We start from the raw sequence: 21,634 nt of genomic DNA, 5'->3' as shown, positions 1-21,634 counted from the left end.
ATAAATGAAAAAAAAAGAGGTTATTTTTTACACCGGTCACGCAATGGGACCCCCTGATGATTGTCCTGTTGAACTTTTAGAAAATAACAAAGGAAGAACAGGTTTTGGAAAAATAAGTGAAATACCTGAATATAAAATTTTATCTTTTTGGGATAGAATTGAACTAATAGGCGTTTGGAATTGGAAAAAAAAATATAACCCAAAATATGAAATTTGTGACGGTTACTCTTGGGAACTAAAATTAAGAGATAGAAACGGAAGAGTAAAATATTGTACTGGTCATCAAAGTTTTCCTAGAAAGTTTAAAGACTTAATTAAAGAATTAGATATTCTATTTGGGTCAAATATAGATATTTAAAAGGTTTTTAGACAATTGTTATAGACGCATTTGCAACTATAACTAGGAAATTACTATTTTTTGTAGGATATTAAATTATGTCAGAAAAAATAACACTACAGCAGTTAGAGTCCTTCCTTTGGGAAAGTGCAAATATTCTACGTGGTAAAATGGATGCAGCAGAATTTAAGGATTACATATTTTCGATTATGTTTCTCAAAAGAATTTCAGATTCTTTTGATGAAGAGCGTGACAAGATAATTGAAAAATTTATCAAAAAAGGTAAGTCTGAAAAAGACGCCAGAAAGATGTCTAAAGACCCAGTTCAGTACGACACTTTTTATATGCCTGATAACTCTCATTGGGATTTTCTAAAAGATTTGAAACATGACATTGGTGCAGGACTTAATCGTGCAGTTGAAGTTATAGAAGAACATAACTCCACTCTTGAAGGTGTTTTAGTTTCTATAGATTTTAATAAAAAAGATAAATTATCTGATGCTAAATTAAGAGATTTAATTTCACACTTCAGTAAATATAGACTTAGAAATGTAGATTTTGAGAATCCCGATCTTATGGGTTCAGCATACGAATATCTCATTAAAATGTTTGCGGATTCTGCAGGTAAGAAAGCAGGAGAATTTTATACACCATCTGAAGTTGTTAATTTATTAGTTCGACTGATTAAACCAAAATCAGGTATGCGTATTTATGATCCAACCTGTGGTTCTGGTGGTATGTTAATTCAAGCAAGACAATATTTAATAGATCAAGGTGACAACGTAAGAAACATCTCTCTATATGGACAAGAAGATAATCTTAGTACATGGGCAATATGTAAAATTAATATGTTTTTACATTCAGTGTTTAATGCAGATATTAAAAAGGGAGATACCATAAGAGAACCCAAACATATTAAAGATGGTGAGTTGATGACATTTGATCGTGTGATTGCTAACCCACCTTTCTCTCTCGATAAATGGGGTAAAGACGAAGCAGACAATGATGGGTATGGAAGATTTAAATACGGCACACCTCCAAAAGGAACTGGGGATCTAGCATTTGTGCAACATATGATTTCATCTTTAAACGCAGATGGCGTTATGGGTGTAGTTGTTCCACATGGAGTATTATTTAGGGGAGCAAGTGAAAAAATTATCAGAAAGGGCATGTTAGAAGATGATCTAATTGAAGCAGTCATTGGTCTACCTGCAGCACTTTTTTATGGTACAGGTATTCCTGCTGCTCTAATTATCATTAATAAGAGCAAGTCTAAAGAACGTAAGAATAAGATTATTTTTATTAACAGTGAGTTAGAGTATTTAGAGGGAAAAAATCAAAACAAATTAACTGAGGAAAATAGATTACACATTCTTAATACTTTTGACTCGTATCAAGACGAGAAACGTTATGCAACAATCGTTGATGTAAATGAAATTATAGAAAATAATTACAATTTTAATGTTCGTCGTTATGCAGATACATCACCACCGCCAGAAACATTTGATACAAAAGGAATTTTAGAAAGTTTAATTCCTAGTGCTGAAGTTGAAGAAGAATATATTCAAGAAACACTGCAAGGCATGGATGTCAGTTGTGTTTTTAATAAAAAAGATAATCAATACTATGAATTTAAACCTGAAATTGAAACAAAAGAAAATATAAGTGAACACCTGAATGGTGAAGATCAATCAGTTATCACGCAATTTGAAAGATGGTGGGACAAATATAAAGTTTCATTGCACGATATTGAGACAGAAGTAAAAGAGTCAGAAGAAAAGATGAAGAATTATCTTAAGGAACTTGGGTATGAATGATTCCATTACTGTAAAATATCTTAATGAACTAGTTTCTATTTCTAAAGGAAAAAAACCTCGAAATACTTCTTTAGAAAATTTAGGGAGTGGTTACCTGCCTTACATTTTAATTAAGTCATTCAATAGAAATTATAGAGAGTTTACTAATGACAAATCATGCACGAGAGTTGTAAGTGATGATATTGAGATAGTTTGGGACGGTGAAAGAGCGGGATTGGTAAGCATGGGGCATGACGGTTATCTCGGATCCACATTGGCAGCAATTTCAATAATTTCAGAAAGTCTTAATTCAAATTTTTTGTTTTATTTTCTCCAATCAAAGCAGGCATACCTCAGGTATCTTGCAGAAGGAACTGGTGTTCCTCATATTTCTCGCTGGTCAATAGAAAATTTAGAAATACCTCTTCTACCTATAGAAAAACAAAAAAAAATTGCATCTATTATCACCTCTGTAGATGAAGTGATTGAGAACACCCAGAGACAAATCGATAAACTGCAAGATCTTAAAAAAGCAACTATGAATGAGTTGCTAACTAAGGGCATCGGTCACACAGAATTCAAAGACAGTGAGTTGGGGCGGATTCCAAAAAGTTGGGAAGTACTATTTTTGTACAAGACAAAAAATGAAAATGATCGTTATAGTTTTACTGGTGGACCATTTGGTTCAAATCTCAAAAATTGTGACTTTACTAAAAATGGCGTGAGAATTATACAATTACAAAATATAGGCGATGGTAGTTTTCTAAATAAATACAAAATTTATACGTCTTCACAAAAAGCAGATGAACTAATTTCTTGTAATATTTATCCTGGTGATATTATCTTATCAAAAATGGGTGATCCAGTTGCTAGAGCAACTATAATTCCTGACATAGAAACAAGATATATAATGTCATCGGATGGTATTAGACTCTCAATAAATAAGAAGAAATATGATTTAAAATTTATTCTTGAATCAATAAATCATCACTCGACCCGTAACCAAGCAAAAGTTTTAAGTGTAGGGTCTACGCGGCAAAGAATTGGTTTAACAGATATACGTAAATTACTAATAAGAGTCCCTCAACTAGATGAACAAAAAAAGATTTCTTCAGTAATTAATTCTATTGATTTAAAAATAAAAAAAATTAATCAAAAATTAGTCAAAACTAAGTTACTAAAAAAATCTCTAATGCAAGAACTCCTAACAGGCAAAGTTAGAGTATCGGTGAATTAAGATGTCAAATCATGAATTAGAAAAAGTTGAACTTCCTGCAATTGCACAACTGCAATCTCTAGGGTGGACTTATATTGAGGGTAAAAAATTATCACCTGATGAGTCTGATGAACGTCAATCGTATAAAGATACTGTATTAAAAAAACGACTGTCTGTATCACTAAAGAAAATTAATCCATGGATCAGTGAAGATAATTTAAGACATGTTATGCGAGAACTTACACAATTTTCTAACGATGCATTAATTGAATCAAATGAAAAGTGTTTTAATAGTCTTAAACAATACATGTCTATTGAACAAGATGTAGGTGAAGGTAGAAGAAGTCATACTGTAAAAATTATAGATTTTGATAATATTGAGAACAATGAGTTTCTTGTTACTAATCAATTCAAAGTTTCAGGAATCAATGAAAATATAATTCCTGATATTATACTGTTTGTGAATGGTCTGCCCTTAGCAGTGATTGAGTGTAAATCACCTTACATTACTAACCCTATGGAAGCAGGAATTAAACAATTACTGCGTTATTGTAATAATCGAAATCCTGAAGAAAATGAGGGAGCAGAACGATTATTTCATTACAATCAAGTATTAGTATCTACTCACTTCAAAGAAGCAAGACTAGCAACAATATCTGCAAATTATGAACACTACTTAGAGTGGAAAGATGTTTATCCAAATAATATCGAAAACTTTTCAGATAAAAGTTCACAAGAAGTAATGATTGAAGGTATTTTTAATCAAACTAATTTTCTAGATATAGTCAGAAATTTTATTGTCTTTGAATTAGATGAAGGCAAAACAATAAAAAAAGTCACTCGATATCAACAGTATCGTGCAGTGCATAAAACATTAGAACGCATTAAAAATGGAGAAACTAAAAAAGATCAAGGTGGAGTTATTTGGCATACACAAGGATCTGGAAAATCATTAACTATGGTTTTTCTTGCACAAAAAATAAGAAGAGATGAAGAACTTAAAAAATATAAATTAATTTATCTTACAGATCGTACTCAACTAGATAGTCAATTAACAACAACACTTACAGGCGCACAAGACGAAACTGTCTTATCTGCAGATAGTTCACGTGAATTAAAAGAACTAATTAAAAAAGATTCATCAGATTTAATAACAAGTACAATACAGAAATTCTTAGAATTTAAAAATGATGAATTAGTTGCAATGAATGACTCTGCAAAAATCTTAATTCTAATTGATGAAGCACATCGAACTCAGTATGGTGTTTTTGGTTTAATTCTAAATACTGTTCTACCTAATGCACCTAAAGTTGCATTTACTGGAACACCTCTATTAACTTCTCAAAAAACTACAGGTGAGTTTGGTGAATACATTGATAAATATACAATTGAACAATCAGTAGCGGATGGTGCAACACTACAAATTCTATATGAGGGCAGAGAAGTCAAAACAAAAGTAGAAGGTGAATCTCTTGATAAATTATTTGATGAATACTTTAAAGATAAGACAGATGAAGAAAAATCTAAGATCAAACAAAAGTATGGTGTTGAACGTGCAGTATTAGAAGCACCAAAACGAATTCAATGGGTATGTATAGATATAGTTAATCATTATCGTGAAAAGATCCAACCAAATGGGTTTAAAGCAATGATTGTAACATCTAGTCGAAATGCTGCTGTTCAGTTTAAGAAAAAGATTGATGAATTAGGTGGACCCAAATGTGCGGTTGTCATCTCAGGAGATCATAATGATACACAAGAAATGAAAGAGTTTTCTAATTCTGATGATCATAAGAAGATCATAGAAGATTTTAAAAAGAAAACTCTAACAGAGTCTAACAATCAAATAATAATTGTTAAAGATATGCTATTAACAGGTTTCGATGCCCCCTTATGTCAGGCGATGTATCTAGATCGTAAAATAATGGATCACAATTTATTACAAGCAATAGCAAGGGTAAATCGACCCAAGTTAGGTAAACATCGTGGGTATATAGTCGATTACTATGGTCTTGCAAACTACCTGAGTACTGCTCTAGAACAATTCACTACTGGAGAAGTAGAGGGTGCACTAAAAGAATTGAAAGAAGAGATTCCTAAATTAGATCGTGCACATACTACAGTCATGAAGTTTTTTGAAAATGTAGATATCAAAGACTTAGAACAATGCATACTTGGTTTAGAGAATGAAGCAGTTAGGCAAAATTTTGAAATCGCATTTAGAAAATTTAGTCAATATATGGATATTGTTCTACCCGACCCTTATGCCAATAAATATCTTCATGACTTAAATTATTTAGGAAAAATTACACATGGTGCAAGAAACACTTATCGAGATGAACAATTAAATCTCATTGGCGCAGGTGAAAAAGTTAAAAAACTAATTGAAGAAAATATATCTGCGTCTGGCGTAGACCCAAAAATACCACCAATTAATCTTCTTGATCCTAAATTTAAAGAAGAAGTTGCAAAAACTGAAAATCCTAAAATGAGAGCAGTAGAAATTAAGAATGCAATTCGTCATCATATAACTGTATCTTTAAATGACGATCCTGCTCATTACAGGAAACTATCTGAAAGATTAGAAGAAATTATTCAAAAATATTACGATAATTGGAAAGAACAAGCAAAACAACTGTTACTTTTAAAAGAAGAGTGCATGAATGAACCTACTCCACCAGAAGGTTTAACAAATGCAGAACTACCTTTTTATAATATTTACATAGAAGTTTTAGAAAAACATTTTGAGGAGGATGAAGTTCCTTATGAAGATGCAAAAAAAATTGCTTCTGAACTAGTGGCATATTTAAATGAAGTTTCTCAAATTGTAGATTTTTTTGATAAACCTGATGAAATTAGAAGATTAAAGAGAAAAATTAATGATTTAATTTTACAAACAGATCATTCTGATCAAGATTTAATTAATAATATAACTGAAAGTTTCATGGATCTTGCAAGACATAAGTATGCATAATTTCAGTATTAACATAAAAAGAACAAATCGAAAAAAAACAGTTTCATTTCAAGTTGAAAGAGGTTTGGTTAGAGTCTTAGTTCCAAAACATTTAGATAAAATAAAATTAGATAAGATTATAAAATCTAAATCTAAATGGATTAAAAATAAATTATCAAAAGTAGATGAAATTTTACCTTCCAGAAAAAAATATTATGTCAGTGGTGAAGATTTTATGTATTTAGGTAAACATTATAAATTAAAGATTACTAAAGATAAAAAATATAGTGTTAAATTAAGTGATAAGTATTTAACACTTAACATTAAACCACACACTAAAGATGAGAAAATTAAAAGATTATTAAAAAATTGGTATTTTGAAAATGCTGACAAATATCTAAAAGAAATCACTAGTGAATTATCATTAAAACATGATCTAGATTTTAAATCTGTAAAAGTTCGTAATTATAGATCACGATGGGGTAGTTGCAGTTCAATGGGAAGTATTTTCTATAATTGGAAAATAATTATGGCACCAAAAAAAATCATTAGATATGTTGTTCTACACGAACTAGCACATACAAAAATTCATAATCATTCTCCAAAATTTTGGTCATATTTAAAATCAATATATGAGGATATTGATTATCCAAAAGCATGGTTGATAAAACATAAAAACATACTTGAGATATAGTTATTTAAATTTTACTCTGCACATATCTACGAATACTACCCTCCACGATATTTGAGAATTTTTGTATATCTTTATTTTAACAAGATTCAGACTTAGTGGAGCCAAAGATTAATGATTTAAGTAGAATCATGCATTGGATTTCATTCCTTTTCACCCGTTTACGTTTCTTTTCATTGTTCTCCTCTTTACGTAGACCCTTCGATAAGAGAAGGAGTGAAACCATTACTAACTACAAATTACTTTCCCTTAAAAATACAACCAACAATAGGAGTTTTGATATATGGAAATAAACGGTATTAATAAATACTGTCATGTAAGCGCTTACATTGCTTATGATAACTGCAGCCCAGTTTACAAACAAACCTTCAAGTTTGAACTCAGTCCCAGCACCCATAACAGCATCATTTGGGAGAAAATAATCAAAATACTCAAGAAAAACGGAATAAATGTGGAGCTTAAATCATGAAGCGGTTCTTAATTTTTGTGTCAGCACACTTATTTTTGTTTCTATTAGTCATTGCCTATCAAGCTCAAGCAGATCATGAGGAATGGACCATCGATCAATTTAACAGCTTAGCCTATGCCAGAGTATCAGGTGAAATTACTCATGGGGATTCATTGAATTTTTTTATTTCATCAGAAGACGATTGTGAAAAAGTTTATAATAACTTTACTTTTTATACTTATGAAAAACCTGGAGATATTAAGCAATTAATAGACAAAAACATTCCGATAAAGATTAACGGTGTAGATGTAACAGCAAATGTTATTAGTGTTTCACCTTTTTTAATGGGGTACAGGGTATCGTTTAGCTTGGGTACATTTCCTATTAAAGAATACATGCATTTTTTAAAAGAATTCTATGATGAATTTCAGAAATATGAAATTGAGATAGTAGATGGGGTCGATTTTAAAGCAGCTAAGTATTTTGACATAACTACCAACAACTGGAAATTAGATAAGCTTGTGCCATCCGTCTTAGAGGCCAATAAGCTATGTAAAACTCTTAATGATTTGGATAGTTAGATAATGTTAAGAATTATTTTACTTATCTTATTATTGATGCCATCTATCTCTAACGCAGATCAAGGTTTGAAAATCTCATGCCTTAATATGAAATATGTAGTCATTGGAAGAAAACATGATCCTTTAAAATTTACAATGCAAGCTGTAGGGCTTGAATATTTTGATAAAGAGAAGGGTGAATTTGTAATGATTGAAGCTAATAAATTAGATATTGGTGAAAACCAGATAACTGCAAGGTTTGCAGATTATGAATTAGGGTTTCAAATGATCGTGCTTAATGGAGATACAGAACCTAGCATGACATTATCAAAGTATGATTATAAAAATGATAGGTTCTTAGAACATTATAAATGTGATGTTGAAACGACAAATATTGAATAAAATTTGTGAAGGTGTGCTCTGATACTAGGTGCTTCAGAATGGGCTTTTATAAACAATATTTTGCAACAAAGTTGCAATATTAAAAGGTAAAAGTTTCAACTGAATTACAACCTATCTAGAACCTAAATTTTTTGTTAAGATAAAAATTAGTGCAAAATGCTTTAAAAATAACCTGTCCAAACTGCCAAAAAGAATTCGATGCCGGTAGTGCATTTAATTCTCATTTTGAAAAAAAAAAATTAGAAAATGAAAAAATTTTAAAGGAATCTCAGATTGAAGCCAAAAAATACAAATCCCAATTAGATAATAATAAAAAAGAAATAGAAAAAGCTAAAATTGATGCTGCAAAAAATGCTGAAGAAGAAGCAGCTAAAAAATATAAAACTCAACTAGCCAACAGTCAAAAAGAAATAGAAAAAGCTAAAATTGATGCTGCGAAAAATGCTGAAGAAGAAGCAGCTAAAAAATATAAAACTCAACTAGCCAACAGTCAAAAAGAAATAGAAAAAGCTAAAATTGATGCTGCGAAAAATGCTGAAGAAGAAGCAGCTAAAAAATATAAAACTCAACTAGCCAACAGTCAAAAAGAAATAGAAAAAGCTAAAATTGATGCTGCAAAAAATGCTGAAGAAGAAGCTGCTAAAAAATATAAAGCTCAACTAGCCAACAGTCAAAAAGAAATAGAAAAAGCCAAAATTGATGCTGCAAAAAATGCTGAAGAAGAAGCTGCTAAAAAATATAAAGCTCAACTAGCCAACAGTCAAAAAGAAATAGAAAAAGCCAAAATTGATGCTGCAAAAAATGAGGAACTTAAAGCCCAAAAATTAGCAAGAGAAGTAAAAAAAAAAAATGATGCTGAAATTCTAAAGATAAAAAGAGAAAGTGAAATAACTAATAAAAGATTAAAGGACAATACAGATAAAATGAATTCAGTAATGTCAAACCAAAAGTCAGAGTTAAAAGGCGAAATTCAAGAAGAAAATTTACAAGAATTCTTAAAAAGAAAATTCCCAGATGACAACGTAGATGAGATCAAAAAAGGAGCTAAAGGGGGCGATTGTATACTAACTATAAATTATAAAGGAAAAAAAAATATTGCAAAAATTTATTTTGAAAGCAAAGATACTACAAGCTTTAATGAAAAGTGGTGTGATAAATTATTAAACGACATGAAAGATAAAGGGATTGGAAATGGAATAATTGTTGCTTCAACTGCATGTCTACCAACTGACATGGATAAATACACAAGCTATGTAGAGAGACATGGAAACTCAATTACCATTATTCCGATGGATGAACAAATAATACATGCAATAGTTAGTAAAATCAGGTCAATTTTAATTTTTAAAACTAGAGAAAATAAAGATAATGAAATTCCCGATGTTATGAAAAAATGTTGGGCAAATCTTAATAGTCCTAATTTTCAACTACCTATAAAAAGTATGGTTAATGAAATAAAAACTATGGAAAAAATTTTTTCACAAGAACGAACATCTTTTGAAAGAATGTCGGCCAACAAAGCTAAAACTATTAATGGAGTAAAAACAAATCTAGTAGAAATAGTTACTTCTTTTACTAGAACTGTTGGAGATATATTTCCGCAAGACTTATTAGAACATAAAGATGATAGGCTTGATGATGAATAAACAAAAAATTATTAAACGTCCTTGGTGGCATTACATTTTACTACCAATAGTGGGTATTATCTCACTTGGAGCTGGAATTATGGTTGTGCGATTTATTTTCAGTTTATTTTATTAATTATGATAAATAAAAATAAGTATAAGAAAGCTTTAGATTTTGCATATAAAATACACCTTAATCAAAAACGTACAGATACAGAAATTCCTTATTTCACTCATTTAGTTTCAGTAAGTAACAATGTCATTGAGGATGGTGGCACAACCGATGAGGCTATCGGAGGTTTATTACACGATGCTGTTGAGGACCAAGGTGGATTAAAGACTTTAATAAAAATTAGAAAACTATTTGGAAACAAAGTGGCCAAGATAGTTAATGAGTGCAGTGATACTATTGTCGTTCCTAAACCACCATGGCTTACTAGAAAAAAGAAGTATCTTTCAGACATTAAAAAGAAAAGTCAATCTTCAATGTTTGTGTCTCTTTGTGATAAATTACATAATGGTACTTGCATTGTTAATGATTATAAAAGAGAAGGCAAAAAAGTATGGACACGTTTTAAAAATGCATCACCTAAACAAGTTACTTGGTATTATGAGGGTTTATACAAAGAGTTTTCAAAACACTTAAAAGGTCATAAAGTCCTTAAAGATAATTACTTAATGGTAGTCAAAGAAATTAAAAGAGCTTCATTAAAATGACAATCATAGAAACAATCATAGTCCTCGAGTTAGTTTACTGGACGTACAAACTTTTGTTAGATTAGTAGAGGTTTTCAGTTTTAGATTTTTATAAATTAGCTTAAATTAAAATCTCCATCTAATACCATTTGTTGGTAGATCATTTCGTAATCTATAATCCATTGTAAGACCATTGATATATTGCCAATGATCATCACTAATTTGTAGTGATGATTTTTTATATTCTTCTTCTAAACCATATACTACGTCGTCAAGATATTTTTCATCCGTGAGTTTTACTAGTTCAGATCCTGTTTTTTCAAGATTTATTTCTATTTCCACTAAGTGTTTTGTTAGTAGGTTAGAGGCTTCCTTAATAAATGAAGTCTCAGTTAATGTTAGATCTTTACCTGTTGATAATTTCTTACCTATTACCCACATTTCTCTAATTATTTTTTTCAGCTTTTTTTCAACTTTTTCAGATTTGCTATCAAATAATCCAAACATGAAAATAACCTTATTAAATAAATTATTTAGGGTCAATATACTAAGATCAACATATGTATTTTAAATTTGACCACACTTTAAACAAAGTGGTAATGTTTTATTACTTAAATAGAAATAATGATAAGTTGGATATTAAGAAAGCTTGCAAAGATAACTATATTAGGAAAAATTTTTGAAAAATTAGGACCTAAATTTCCAATAATCTTATTATTTTTTTTTTAATCTTTACCGCTTTTTATATTCCTTACGAGTATGAAAATTATTTAGAATTTCAGGATAGATATCCCAATAATAATATTGGATTAATATTAAATTTATTACGACCAGTAGTTATAGTTTTAATATTTTTAATTATAATTTTTTCTGCTTTTGGAATAGAAAAAGAACGTAAAGAAGGAATAGAAAGAGAAGAAGCTGAACTAAAAAAAAAAGAAGCTGAGTTTTTAGCTAAGAAAGTATCTGCATTAAAAAAAATTGATGAATTAAAAAGATCGCCAGTTGGAAAGGTTGCTGGTGCTGTTACGGCTAAAGAAAGTATTGGAGCAATTGGTGGAGGTACAGTGGGAGCTGTTCTTGGCGGTTCTCTAGGAGTTGCAGGAAAAATAGTTGGCATAGGAGTTGCTCTAAATGGTGGAATAGTTTTAGCTGGTATTGGAGCTTTAGTTGGATTTTTAGGCGTTAAAGCATATAAAAAAAATAAAATTATAAAAATAGAAAAAAAGAATGATGGTCATTAAAAAAAAACCATCTCGATGAATTTACGCTTTAATTATAATTCTTGGAATTGCTATATTAAAAATTATGCTAGGAGATAGATAAAAAAATTTTTATTTAAAATCCCATGTTTTCTTATTTAATCTTATAAAGTCCTATAGTCTCCCATGTAGTCCTATACAATTTTGACATTTTTATTAAAAAAAATTGGTTATTAGTTTTTTTTTCTTACGTTCTATAAACGTTCTGTTGAATATTAAAGACAATAGGATATAAGGAAGTTCTTAGCATTTTGCTATGCGCCCCGAATAAATTTTATTCATAGAGGCAGTGCTTAAATAATTACTTATCTCACAAATAAGACCCATAAATTAAGGAAAAAACATATGGCGTCATCCAAGCAAACTCTTGCTAATAAAAATAATGCAAGAAAGTCAACAGGACCTAAAACAGAGTTAGGTAAAGAAAAAGTATCAATGAATGCAATGAAACTTGGCATTTATGCAGAACACCATGTGATGGTTGGAGAAGATACTGAGCAATACAAAGGTTATGTAGATCTTATGTTTAAAACCTTTGAGGTCTTTGATGCAATCAGTGGCTTAATCATACAACAAATCATTAGTATAGGGTGGAGGTTACAACGAATACCTCAAATAGAATGTGGGGTGTTTGGTATTGAAATGTCTGAGTATCATAGGAGTTATAACAGCCCTAGCTTTGTTAAAATTAAGCATAAAGAGTTTCATCAAACCATTAAAAAGGATCTAGATCGCAGAAGTGAATTGATGGGTGCAGCTTATGTTAAAGATTGCAGCGGTGGTGATCGAATGATGAAATTAAATACAATGGAGGGAAGATTATTAAGTAGGCAATCAAACTTAATTAATCAGTATTTAAAATATAAAAAATCTAAAGGAAAGGAGACCTAATGGTAAAACGTAATACACCTGATTGGCAAATATCAGCTTTTGATAAAGATAATAATTCTTGTGTCAAAACAAAGCCATTTAATGAAAAGATAAAAGAGCTAGAAAAGGCTTATGCAAAAGGACAAGAAACATCAGTTAAAGCTGAAGATATTGATACGTCTGCTTTTTATTTAAAAGATGAGCCTGTAAAAGAAGAGAAAGATGACAAGCTTGATGTACTTAAAGAATATCAAGATATGAGAGACCGTCAGAGAAAAGAAGAGCTAGAAAAGTCGAGAAGAGATGAGAACAAGGTTGTCTTTACAAGTGCTCCAAGAAAAGATCCCAATCGAGGAATGCGCTTTGTGAGTTGTTCTGAACCTATAAATAAAGGGAAACTTGGCTCTTCTAGGTCTTTTTCTTAAAAAAAGGGATAGGATTTATTACTAGAAATAGAGACGGTACATGAAGTTAACTGAGACTACCGTTAAGATAATAACTAGTAAGTAAAGGGATATATAATCTTTTGGAGTTAACATGGTTTATAAATACTCTTATTGCTATGAACTTGCTAGTTTCTTTTTAGGATCATAGAAAGGTGTCTCAACAACCGTTGCTTTAATGATTTTGTCATTCATTTTAACATCAAGCACTGTTCCAATCTCTGAACTGTTAATTGAAACCATTGCAAGGGCTATATTTTGTTTAAGTCTTGGTGAATAAACTGCAGAAGTAATCTTACCAACTTGCTGATTGTCTTTAGTAATTTCCCAAAAGGTAGTGTTAGGTCCAGTTAAAGGATCACAATCTAAAATCACTCCAACTTGTTTTCTTTTAACACCATCTTGATTTATTTTTTGTAAAGCATCTTTACCAATAAAGTTTATTTCAGTATCAAGGTTCACAAGTCTTCCTAGATTTAGTTCATAAGGGTTCGTGTTAATATCAGCATCCGCATGGTACGATAACATTCCACCTTCAATACGTCTTATTGATGATGTGTGACCTGGTTTTAATCCATGAGGTTTACCAGCTGCCATTATCTTTTCCCATAACTCATCTCCCTTAGAACCATCTCTTAAATATAATTCATAACCTAATTCACTTGACCAACCGGTACGGGATACTATTAATGGAATACCATCTAAATCTAATTCACGTAACCAATAATATTTAAGATCATTAATACTTTCACCAAATAAGCTTTCCATAATTTTTCCAGAGTTTGGTCCTTGTAATTGAAGAGGGGAGACATCGGGTTCGATAATTTTAACATCAAGATTTGAGTTAACAGCAACCCCTTGTGCCCATAATAAAATATCACTATCAGCAAGAGATAACCAATAATGGTTTTCTTTTAGTCTTAATAAAACTGGGTCATTTAAAATTCCACCTTCATTGTTTACAATTAAAACATACTTACATTGCCCAACTGAAAGTTTTGATAAGTCTCTTGGTGTTAAGAGTTGAATAAATTTTGTAGCATCTGGTCCTGTAATTTCTACTTGCCGCTCAACTGCAACATCACATAAAATTGCTTTATTAACTAAATTCCAAAAATTTTGTTCCGGGGATCCAAAGTCACGAGGAATGTACATGTGATTATAAACTGAAAAACCCGTTGCACCCCATTTAACTGTTGAGTTAAAGTAAGGGGATTTCCTAATCTGAGTTCCAAAACCGAAGTTTTTCTTATCTTCCATTTTCAAAACCTATTAATTATTTTATTATTTGAAAAGCTATTTATTATTTTCGCACTCAATTGTCGCAAATGCAGTTAGTTGCTGAATTTCATCAGGCTCTTTACTGAACACTTCATCCATCTGTTTGTCATTGAATTTTGCACTCAATTTATCAATTGTGCACTGGCAGTATATTTTAGCTCCATCTGTACCAAGGTATTGCTTAGAGTTAGTGTAACAACCAATGTACAATTCCTTCTCATATTCAGGGCTTAGAGCGTGACTTTTAGAAGTAAAAAGGAGGATAAAGATTAGTAAATATTTATATTTTTTGATCATAATCACCGACTTAGCCTGTTCTTTGTAAAAGAGCATCAATAAAATGTACTTAAATTAACTAGAGTTTTGAGATAGCATTATTTAATAGATTTTAAACTATTAATTTAATGAAAAAAATTAACTATATTTTTATTACAGTTTGTTTGTTGAGTTTAATCAGTTTAGCCCAAGCAAATATTGTTGATGAGCTAACTAGGTTAAATAATCTTTATAAAGAAGGAGCTTTAAATCAAGATGAATTTGATAAAGCAAAAAAAATCATATTAAAAACAGACTCTGAAGAAAATAGTGAAATTGAACCAAAACAAATAATTGAAATAAAAAAACCAAAAAATAAAACAAAAAATACTAAAGATCTTACAAAAACTTTCATTGATAAAGAGGAATTAGAAATTATTGGCAGATATGAAGAAATTAACAATTATCCTGAACGATTATTTAAAAATCCGAAACTTTCATCTATAATGCTTGCAGATAAAGCAACTCAAGAAATGTACAAAACTTTTGTTCAAAATAAAAATTTACAAGAAAAATATCCTGAGAATATGATGAAAGCTATGGCTTACTTTGAAGTTTTTTATAATCGAAAATTAAAAGATGAAAAGTTAGCTATTCAAGATTATCAAGAAAATTTTCCTAATGTTAAAAAAAGTAGCAAAAAATCTATTCAATCACTTTACTCATTAACTCAGGCTAAAAAATCAATGAGAGAGTCTGTTGGCCTTACACTTAATGAGGGTATTGAAGAAGCTTTGATTAAATACATGCACATGCATGATTTTTTAGTACAAGGCACCAAATCTAAAAATAAACTAACTACAACAGAAAAAAAGTTAAAAAGAGAAAGTACAAATTTTAAAAAATATATTGGTTCTTTTAGAAAAAATTTAGAATTAAAATCTGAACAAAGAATTGATGAAAAAGAATTCAATAAACAATTAAAAATAAATACTAAAAAAATTAATAAAGTATTAAAAAAATTAAATAAAATTGACTCTGGAAAATACCAAATTTATGAAACCGCAAATGATATTTTTACAAAATCTTTAAATATAATTGATAACTGCAACAATTCTTGTGATAGAAAGCAATTACTTACCGTCATTGATAGTATTGATTTTACTAATGCAATTTTAAAAGATTTTGAAAGTGATATTGTAAAAAAATTATATGTTAATGATCTTTCCAATATTAAAATAGGTAGTTTTTCTGAAAAACAAAAAGAGACTCTAATTTTAGCCTCTATCAGCTCCAAAAGAAAAAATGAAATTAAGAAATATAATTTACAAAATTCTGTTTTAAATCTTGCTAATAATAATTTTGAAATTGATAAAATTTTATCAACTGTAGAAAGTCAAGGTTATGAAGTCCAATCAATTAAAATGTCTTTTGACAAACTTGATAAAATGGAAGATTGGAACGTAAAAGATTGGGCTAATTCTTGGAGAGGTGATCTACCTAGTAATGAATTTAAAGATAAATCTGGAAACTTGATTCAATTATCAAGTGACAATATTGAAGACTTAAAAGCTCAATTAGCTAGAAATGAATTTCAAGATATGATTGATCTAAAAGATATTGATATTGGTAAAGACTTAAATGATAACTTAAATGACATTGCTAAATCTGTTCAAGATAATTCAGGTTTTAATTTAAATAATTGGTTAAACCAAAGTTTTTCAATCACACTAGATAACTATACAAAGATTGCTGCGGAAAGTATTATTTCAGAACTAGGCAGTTCTATTAATCAAGATACAATTAACGATATAAGAAAAAATGCAAACTTTGAAAATTTAACAAAATTAGTAAATTTAGAATATGGTAGCAATATGAGTGCCGAAGATTATGCTAACTATTGGCAAAACTCTACAGTTGATGGGTCAACATCAAATTGGGGAGATATAACTGCTGGCGTTGATTTGATAAGTCAGGTTGGTTCATTCGAGGCTGCATCTATTGCTAAAGATTTAGGTACAGATCTTCAAACAGTAGCAGACTCTATTGCTTTAGCTGCATCAGTAGGTGTTTCAAGCGATCTTGAAGCTGCCGCTCAGGGTTTGGGTTATAGTAGCTTTTCAGAAGCTGTATCTGCTTATAATGAGCAATATGGCACAAATTATACCGATGAAGAAGCTAGAGAAAGTCTTGGACAATAAGAAATATTAATAGAAATTTTTTTATTAATCTAGATTTTTTGATCATAATCACCAACTTTGCCAGTTTTTTGTAAAAGTTCATCAATAAAATCAAAGATCTTTTTCTTTCTTTCATCTGATGTTGGGCTTTCGGTTACAATAACTAATGATGGTTTATTTGATGAGGCTCTAATTAATCCCCATGAACCATCTTTAAAAGAAAATCTGATACCATTGACTGTTAATACTTCACTAATCTCTTGGTCATCAATTTTAATTTTATTGTCTTTAATTTGATTTACTTGTTTAACTAAATCTTCAACAACCTGATATTTCTCTTCATCTTTACAAAAAGGTGCCATCGTTGGTGTTTGAAAAGTATTAGGGAGTTCTTTTATAATTTCATGCATAGATTTATTTTGATTATCTAATAGATGACACACATGAATTGCTGAATTAATTCCATCATCATAACCAAAACCTAATGGTTGATTAAAGAAAAAATGTCCACTTTTCTCAAATCCAGCTAAAGCTTTTTCAGTATTAACTTTTCTTTTAATGTGTGAGTGACCTGTCTTCCAATAAATAGTTTCACAGTCATTGTCTTTTAAGACTTTATCAGTCGCGTACAACCCAGTTGATTTTACATCAACGATAAACTTAGAACCTTTATGAGTTTTTGATAAATTTCTAGCAATCAATAATCCAATTTTATCAGAAAATATTTCATCCCCTGTATTATCAATTACCCCAACTCTATCGCCATCACCATCAAAACCAAAACCAATATCTGCGTTATTATCTTTAACAGCTTTTGCTATTGCATGTAACATCTCTAAATCTTCTGGATTTGGATTATATTTTGGAAAAGTCCAATCAAGATCACAATCGAGTTCTATAACTTCACAACCAATTCCTCTTAAAATTTCAGGTGCAAATATTCCAGCTGTACCATTACCACAAGCAACAACTGCTTTAATTTTTTTTGTTATTTTATTTTTATTTATTAAATCATTTTTATAAATTTGTTGAAAACCTTTTATTTGTTTTTCATTTCCTTCACCTGTTATGAAATTTTCATTTAAAGTAATCTCTTTTAATTCTTTCATCTCTTCTGGTGCATGGGTTAATCCTTTTTTGATACCCATTTTAACTCCAGTCCAACCATTTTCATTGTGACTAGCGGTTACCATTGCAACAGCATCAGCGTCTAAATTAAATTGTGCAAAATAAACAGTAGGAGATAATGATAAACCTATGTCTTCAATATTGCATCCTGTTGAAAGTAGTCCTTTTTTAAGAGCAGTTTTAATTTCTTCACTGTAAGATCTATAATCATGACCAACAATTACTCTTGGATTCGTTTTTTTTGTATGTTTTATAATTTGAGTGCCTAAACCTTTACCTAGATTCTCTATTCCGAGTTGGTTTATGTCTTTCTCATACAACCACCTTGCGTCATACTCCCTGAAGCCATATGGATCTATTTTTAAATTTGTTGTCATTGTTAACCTTTCTTACATTCATTTTATTTTTTTATTGATATTTTTTTTATATGTTCTATAAATGTTCTGTTGAATAACTATTTATATGGTGTATCAATGCTTACTGCATACAACATGTAGTTGTTTTGTAAAAAAAAACTTATAAAATATTAAAATATGAACAAAATACTATCACAGGCACTTAAGAAAGCTGTCTCCGAATATAGCCCTGATAATAGCGAACTTTCAAAAAATAAAGGACCAGATTTATTTTCACTTAGTAATGACACTGAACTTTTTCAAAATGAAAAAGGCATCATTATTAAAATTGATAGAACAAGAGATTCTAAATTAACAGATTTTGGTAGAGCAACTTTAAAAGATAGATACTTAGGAAATAACGAATCTTACCAAGATTTATTTGCCCGTGTTGCAAGTTCATACGCAGATGACAATTTACATGCACAAAGAATTTATAACTACATTAGTAATTTATGGTTCATGCCAGCAACTCCAGTTTTATCAAATGGTGGAACTAAAAGAGGTTTACCAATTTCATGTTTTTTAAATGAAGCATCAGACAGCTTAAATGGAATACTTGATCTATGGAGTGAGAATGTTTGGTTAGCTGCTAAAGGTGGTGGGATTGGAAGTTACTGGGGTAACCTTAGATCTATTGGAGAAAAAATTGGTAAAGTTGGTAAGACTTCAGGAATAATTCCTTTCATTAAAGTAATGGACTCGTTGACGATGGCAATTAGCCAAGGTTCATTAAGAAGAGGATCGGCTGCTTGTTATCTTCCAATTGATCATCCTGAAATTGAAGAGTTTATTGAAATGAGAAGACCCACAGGTGGAGATCCAAATAGAAAAGCTTTGAACCTTCATCATGGCATTTTAGTATCAGACGCATTCATGAGAGCTGTTGAAACAGATGAGCAGTGGGCACTAAAAAGTCCTGCTGATGGAACTGTACAACAAACTATTTCTGCAAGAAATTTATGGATTAGATTATTGACTGCAAGAATTGAAACAGGTGAACCTTATATTATCTATATCGATACAGTTAATAGACAAATTCCTCAACATCACAAACTTGCTAACTTAACTGTTAAAACTTCTAACCTTTGTAGTGAAATAACTTTACCTACTGGAATAGATAAAAATGGAAGAGATAGAACGGCGGTTTGTTGTTTGTCATCTTTAAACTTAGAAAAGTATGATGAGTGGAAAGATGACAGTGTTATGATTAATGATGTTATGAGATTTTTAGATAATGTATTAACTGATTTTATTGAAAGAGCCCCTGAGCAATTTGATGACGCAAAATATTCTGCAGAAAAAGAAAGAAGTGTTGGTTTAGGTGTTATGGGTTTCCATTCATATTTACAGAAACACAGTATTCCACTTGAATCTGTTATGAGTAAAGTTTGGAATAAAAAGATATTTAAACATATTCAAGAGCATGTAGATCAAGCCTCAAAAGATCTAGCAGACGAAAGAGGAGCTTGTCCAGATGCTGCTGATTATGGTTTTAATGAAAGATTTTCAAACAAAACTGCGATTGCACCAACAGCTTCTATTTCTATTATCTGTGGTGGAGCGTCCCCTGGAGTAGAACCTGTTGCAGCTAATAGCTACACTCATAAAACTCTTTCGGGATCTTTTAATGTTAGAAATAGATATTTAGTAGAGTTATTGGAAAAACATGGGAAAAATAACGATGATGTATGGTCTGGTATTACAACAAACGAAGGTTCTGTTTCTCATTTAGATTTTTTAACTGATTTAGAAAAAGATGTTTTTAAAACTGCCTTTGAGTTAGATCAAAAATGGATTATTGAATTAAGTGGAGATAGAACACCTTTTATATCTCAAGCTCAGTCAATTAACTTATTCGTGCCAGCAGATATTCACAAAAGAGAACTACATAAAATTCATTTTGATGCTTGGAAAAAAGGTTTAAAGAGCCTTTATTACTGTAGATCAAAATCAATTCAACGTGCGGAGAATGTTAATGATACTAAAGCAACAGATGTTACCGCAAATGTCTATAAGTCAAAACCACAAACAACTGAACAACCAGAATATGAGGAGTGCCTATCATGTCAGTAGAAAAAATGGATACTAAAATTATTCAACCAGAAAAAAATGAAATAGTTCAACCACAAAAAATGGGACTATTAGTTGAAAACCCAGTTTATAAACCTTTCAGATATCCATGGTGTTATGATGCATGGTTAACACAACAAAGAATTCACTGGCTACCAGAAGAAGTGCCACTTGGTGATGATGTTAGAGATTGGCAGAAAAATTTAACTCAGTCTGAAAAAAATCTATTAACGCAAATTTTTAGATTTTTTACTCAAGCTGATGTTGAAGTGCAAAATTGTTATTTAAGACATTATACAACTGTATTCAAACCCACAGAAGTTTTAATGATGATGACTGCTTTTGCTTCAATGGAAACAGTTCACATAGCTGCTTACTCTCATTTGCTTGATACTATCGGAATGCCTGAATCAGAATATTCTGCATTCATGAAATATAAAGAGATGAAAGATAAATACGACTACATGCAAAATTTTGACATGAGTTCAAAAAAAGATATTGCATTAACAGTAGCTGTATTTAGCGCTTTCACTGAAGGTTTACAATTATTTGCAAGTTTTGCAATCTTACTTAACTTTCCAAGACATAATAAAATGAAAGGGATGGGCCAAATTGTTACTTGGTCTGTAAGAGATGAAACGTTGCACTGTAATTCTATGATTAGATTGTTTAAAGAGTTCATTCATGAGAACCCAGAAATTTGGAATCCTGAATTAAAAAAAGAACTTTATAAAGCATGTAGAACAATCATTGAGCACGAAGATGCTTTCATTGATTTAGCTTTTGAAATGGGTCCTATGGAAGGTCTTACAGCGCAAGATGTGAAACTTTATATAAGGTTTATTGCTAATAGAAGATTATCTCAACTTGGATTAGATCCGATTTATGATGTGGAAAAAAATCCACTTACTTGGTTGGATTCTATGTTGAATGCAGTTGAACACATGAACTTCTTTGAAGGTCGTTCTACTGAATATTCTAAAGCGTCAACGCAAGGAACTTGGACAGAAGCTTTTAGTTAAT

Annotated in this window: 20 protein-coding genes; 15 read left to right on the top strand and 5 right to left on the bottom strand. The window is 30.4% G+C overall.

The window, feature by feature from the left end:
• The first annotated feature begins 4 nt into the window (after window positions 1-4).
• From ABXT72_RS04435 to ABXT72_RS04395, 9 genes are all read left to right on the top strand, one after another.
• Window positions 5-358 (top strand): hypothetical protein, encoded by a 354-nt coding sequence (locus tag ABXT72_RS04435; protein ID WP_415277763.1) that lies wholly within the window; start codon window positions 5-7, stop codon window positions 356-358.
• A gap of 77 nt (window positions 359-435) precedes the next feature.
• Window positions 436-2,154, top strand: coding sequence for a type I restriction-modification system subunit M (locus ABXT72_RS04430; protein ID WP_415277762.1), 1,719 nt, complete (start codon window positions 436-438; stop codon window positions 2,152-2,154).
• On the top strand, window positions 2,147-3,370 hold the full coding sequence (locus ABXT72_RS04425) for a restriction endonuclease subunit S (protein ID WP_415277761.1): 1,224 nt from the start codon (window positions 2,147-2,149) through the stop codon (window positions 3,368-3,370). The genes ABXT72_RS04430 and ABXT72_RS04425 overlap by 8 nt, the downstream gene beginning before the upstream one ends.
• Window position 3,371: 1 nt before the next feature.
• Window positions 3,372-6,323, top strand: coding sequence for a type I restriction endonuclease subunit R (locus ABXT72_RS04420; RefSeq protein ID WP_415277760.1), 2,952 nt, complete (start codon window positions 3,372-3,374; stop codon window positions 6,321-6,323).
• Window positions 6,316-6,996 (top strand): M48 family metallopeptidase, encoded by a 681-nt coding sequence (locus ABXT72_RS04415; protein WP_415277759.1) that lies wholly within the window; start codon window positions 6,316-6,318, stop codon window positions 6,994-6,996. Before ABXT72_RS04420 ends, ABXT72_RS04415 begins: the two co-directional genes overlap by 8 nt.
• 462 nt (window positions 6,997-7,458) lie before the next feature.
• Window positions 7,459-8,022 carry a hypothetical protein gene (locus tag ABXT72_RS04410; RefSeq protein WP_415277758.1) on the top strand — a complete coding sequence of 188 codons (564 nt, stop codon included), beginning with the start codon at window positions 7,459-7,461 and terminating at the stop codon, window positions 8,020-8,022.
• A 3-nt stretch (window positions 8,023-8,025) separates the two neighbouring features.
• A complete protein-coding gene (locus tag ABXT72_RS04405) occupies window positions 8,026-8,403 on the top strand; it encodes a hypothetical protein (protein ID WP_415277757.1) in 378 nt (125 codons plus the stop codon).
• Between the two features lie 149 nt (window positions 8,404-8,552).
• Window positions 8,553-10,049 (top strand): DUF2130 domain-containing protein, encoded by a 1,497-nt coding sequence (locus tag ABXT72_RS04400; RefSeq protein ID WP_415277756.1) that lies wholly within the window; start codon window positions 8,553-8,555, stop codon window positions 10,047-10,049.
• Window positions 10,050-10,166: 117 nt separating this feature from the next.
• On the top strand, window positions 10,167-10,745 hold the full coding sequence (locus ABXT72_RS04395; RefSeq protein ID WP_415277755.1) for an HD domain-containing protein: 579 nt from the start codon (window positions 10,167-10,169) through the stop codon (window positions 10,743-10,745).
• A 105-nt stretch (window positions 10,746-10,850) separates the two neighbouring features.
• On the opposite strand, the gene ABXT72_RS04390 is transcribed toward ABXT72_RS04395, so the two are convergent.
• Window positions 10,851-11,231, bottom strand: coding sequence for a hypothetical protein (locus ABXT72_RS04390; RefSeq protein WP_415277754.1), 381 nt, complete (start codon window positions 11,229-11,231; stop codon window positions 10,851-10,853).
• Window positions 11,232-11,502: 271 nt separating this feature from the next.
• Window positions 11,503-11,844 carry a hypothetical protein gene (locus ABXT72_RS04385; protein WP_415277753.1) on the bottom strand — a complete coding sequence of 114 codons (342 nt, stop codon included), beginning with the start codon at window positions 11,842-11,844 and terminating at the stop codon, window positions 11,503-11,505.
• Here ABXT72_RS04385 and ABXT72_RS04380 point away from each other — a divergent pair.
• The 3 genes from ABXT72_RS04380 (at window position 11,792) to ABXT72_RS04370 (ending at window position 13,281) form a co-directional block, all read left to right on the top strand.
• Entirely contained in the window at window positions 11,792-11,968 is a 177-nt protein-coding gene (locus ABXT72_RS04380) for a hypothetical protein (RefSeq protein WP_415277752.1), read from the top strand. The two genes, ABXT72_RS04385 and ABXT72_RS04380, sit on opposite strands and share 53 nt — an antisense overlap.
• A 363-nt stretch (window positions 11,969-12,331) precedes the next feature.
• The gene (locus tag ABXT72_RS04375; RefSeq protein ID WP_415277751.1) at window positions 12,332-12,877 is read left to right on the top strand and encodes a hypothetical protein; all 546 of its coding nucleotides are present in this window, start codon (window positions 12,332-12,334) and stop codon (window positions 12,875-12,877) included.
• Window positions 12,877-13,281, top strand: coding sequence for a hypothetical protein (locus ABXT72_RS04370; RefSeq protein WP_415277750.1), 405 nt, complete (start codon window positions 12,877-12,879; stop codon window positions 13,279-13,281). The genes ABXT72_RS04375 and ABXT72_RS04370 overlap by 1 nt, the downstream gene beginning before the upstream one ends.
• A gap of 135 nt (window positions 13,282-13,416) precedes the next feature.
• On the opposite strand, the gene ABXT72_RS04365 is transcribed toward ABXT72_RS04370, so the two are convergent.
• Together ABXT72_RS04365 and ABXT72_RS04360 are read right to left on the bottom strand one after the other, a co-directional pair.
• A complete protein-coding gene (locus ABXT72_RS04365) occupies window positions 13,417-14,559 on the bottom strand; it encodes a glycine cleavage T C-terminal barrel domain-containing protein (protein ID WP_415277749.1) in 1,143 nt (380 codons plus the stop codon).
• 36 nt (window positions 14,560-14,595) lie between these two features.
• A complete protein-coding gene (locus ABXT72_RS04360) occupies window positions 14,596-14,877 on the bottom strand; it encodes a hypothetical protein (protein WP_415277748.1) in 282 nt (93 codons plus the stop codon).
• A gap of 107 nt (window positions 14,878-14,984) precedes the next feature.
• Between ABXT72_RS04360 and ABXT72_RS04355 the strand changes: the two genes are divergently transcribed.
• The gene (locus ABXT72_RS04355) at window positions 14,985-17,036 is read left to right on the top strand and encodes an SHOCT domain-containing protein (RefSeq protein ID WP_415277747.1); all 2,052 of its coding nucleotides are present in this window, start codon (window positions 14,985-14,987) and stop codon (window positions 17,034-17,036) included.
• Window positions 17,037-17,065: 29 nt separating this feature from the next.
• Here ABXT72_RS04355 and ABXT72_RS04350 read toward each other — a convergent pair whose 3' ends face one another.
• Window positions 17,066-18,520: a phosphomannomutase/phosphoglucomutase gene (locus tag ABXT72_RS04350; protein WP_415277746.1), complete on the bottom strand. Its 1,455-nt coding sequence runs from the start codon at window positions 18,518-18,520 to the stop codon at window positions 17,066-17,068.
• A gap of 156 nt (window positions 18,521-18,676) precedes the next feature.
• On the opposite strand from ABXT72_RS04350, the gene ABXT72_RS04345 reads away from it, so the two are divergent.
• A complete protein-coding gene (locus ABXT72_RS04345; RefSeq protein WP_415277745.1) occupies window positions 18,677-20,614 on the top strand; it encodes a ribonucleoside-diphosphate reductase subunit alpha in 1,938 nt (645 codons plus the stop codon).
• A complete protein-coding gene (locus tag ABXT72_RS04340) occupies window positions 20,605-21,633 on the top strand; it encodes a ribonucleotide-diphosphate reductase subunit beta (RefSeq protein ID WP_415277744.1) in 1,029 nt (342 codons plus the stop codon). The genes ABXT72_RS04345 and ABXT72_RS04340 overlap by 10 nt, the downstream gene beginning before the upstream one ends.
• Window position 21,634: the final 1 nt, after the last annotated feature.

Source organism: Candidatus Pelagibacter sp. Uisw_094 (assembly GCF_047729535.1).
In the GTDB taxonomy this organism is placed as follows: domain Bacteria; phylum Pseudomonadota; class Alphaproteobacteria; order Pelagibacterales; family Pelagibacteraceae; genus Pelagibacter.
Note: the sequence above shows the minus strand (reverse complement) of the source record. Positions and strands in the feature narration are given on the sequence as shown.

Bases quoted from the DNA above. Each gene is read 5' to 3' on its own strand.
- ABXT72_RS04415 (WP_415277759.1), top strand. From the start codon at position 6,316: ATGCATAATTTCAGTATTAACATAAAAAGAACAAATCGAAAAAAAACA.
- ABXT72_RS04430 (WP_415277762.1), top strand. From the start codon at position 436: ATGTCAGAAAAAATAACACTACAGCAGTTAGAGTCCTTCCTTTGGGAA.
- ABXT72_RS04340 (WP_415277744.1), top strand. From the start codon at position 20,605: ATGTCAGTAGAAAAAATGGATACTAAAATTATTCAACCAGAAAAAAAT.
- ABXT72_RS04435 (WP_415277763.1), top strand. From the start codon at position 5: ATGAAAAAAAAAGAGGTTATTTTTTACACCGGTCACGCAATGGGACCC.
- ABXT72_RS04350 (WP_415277746.1), bottom strand. From the start codon at position 18,520: ATGACAACAAATTTAAAAATAGATCCATATGGCTTCAGGGAGTATGAC.
- ABXT72_RS04370 (WP_415277750.1), top strand. From the start codon at position 12,877: ATGGTAAAACGTAATACACCTGATTGGCAAATATCAGCTTTTGATAAA.
- ABXT72_RS04390 (WP_415277754.1), bottom strand. From the start codon at position 11,231: ATGTTTGGATTATTTGATAGCAAATCTGAAAAAGTTGAAAAAAAGCTG.
- ABXT72_RS04395 (WP_415277755.1), top strand. From the start codon at position 10,167: ATGATAAATAAAAATAAGTATAAGAAAGCTTTAGATTTTGCATATAAA.
- ABXT72_RS04365 (WP_415277749.1), bottom strand. From the start codon at position 14,559: ATGGAAGATAAGAAAAACTTCGGTTTTGGAACTCAGATTAGGAAATCC.
- ABXT72_RS04410 (WP_415277758.1), top strand. From the start codon at position 7,459: ATGAAGCGGTTCTTAATTTTTGTGTCAGCACACTTATTTTTGTTTCTA.
- ABXT72_RS04420 (WP_415277760.1), top strand. From the start codon at position 3,372: ATGTCAAATCATGAATTAGAAAAAGTTGAACTTCCTGCAATTGCACAA.
- ABXT72_RS04425 (WP_415277761.1), top strand. From the start codon at position 2,147: ATGAATGATTCCATTACTGTAAAATATCTTAATGAACTAGTTTCTATT.
- ABXT72_RS04405 (WP_415277757.1), top strand. From the start codon at position 8,026: ATGTTAAGAATTATTTTACTTATCTTATTATTGATGCCATCTATCTCT.
- ABXT72_RS04345 (WP_415277745.1), top strand. From the start codon at position 18,677: ATGAACAAAATACTATCACAGGCACTTAAGAAAGCTGTCTCCGAATAT.
- ABXT72_RS04355 (WP_415277747.1), top strand. From the start codon at position 14,985: ATGAAAAAAATTAACTATATTTTTATTACAGTTTGTTTGTTGAGTTTA.
- ABXT72_RS04375 (WP_415277751.1), top strand. From the start codon at position 12,332: ATGGCGTCATCCAAGCAAACTCTTGCTAATAAAAATAATGCAAGAAAG.
- ABXT72_RS04385 (WP_415277753.1), bottom strand. From the start codon at position 11,844: ATGCCAACTATTTTTCCTGCAACTCCTAGAGAACCGCCAAGAACAGCT.
- ABXT72_RS04360 (WP_415277748.1), bottom strand. From the start codon at position 14,877: ATGATCAAAAAATATAAATATTTACTAATCTTTATCCTCCTTTTTACT.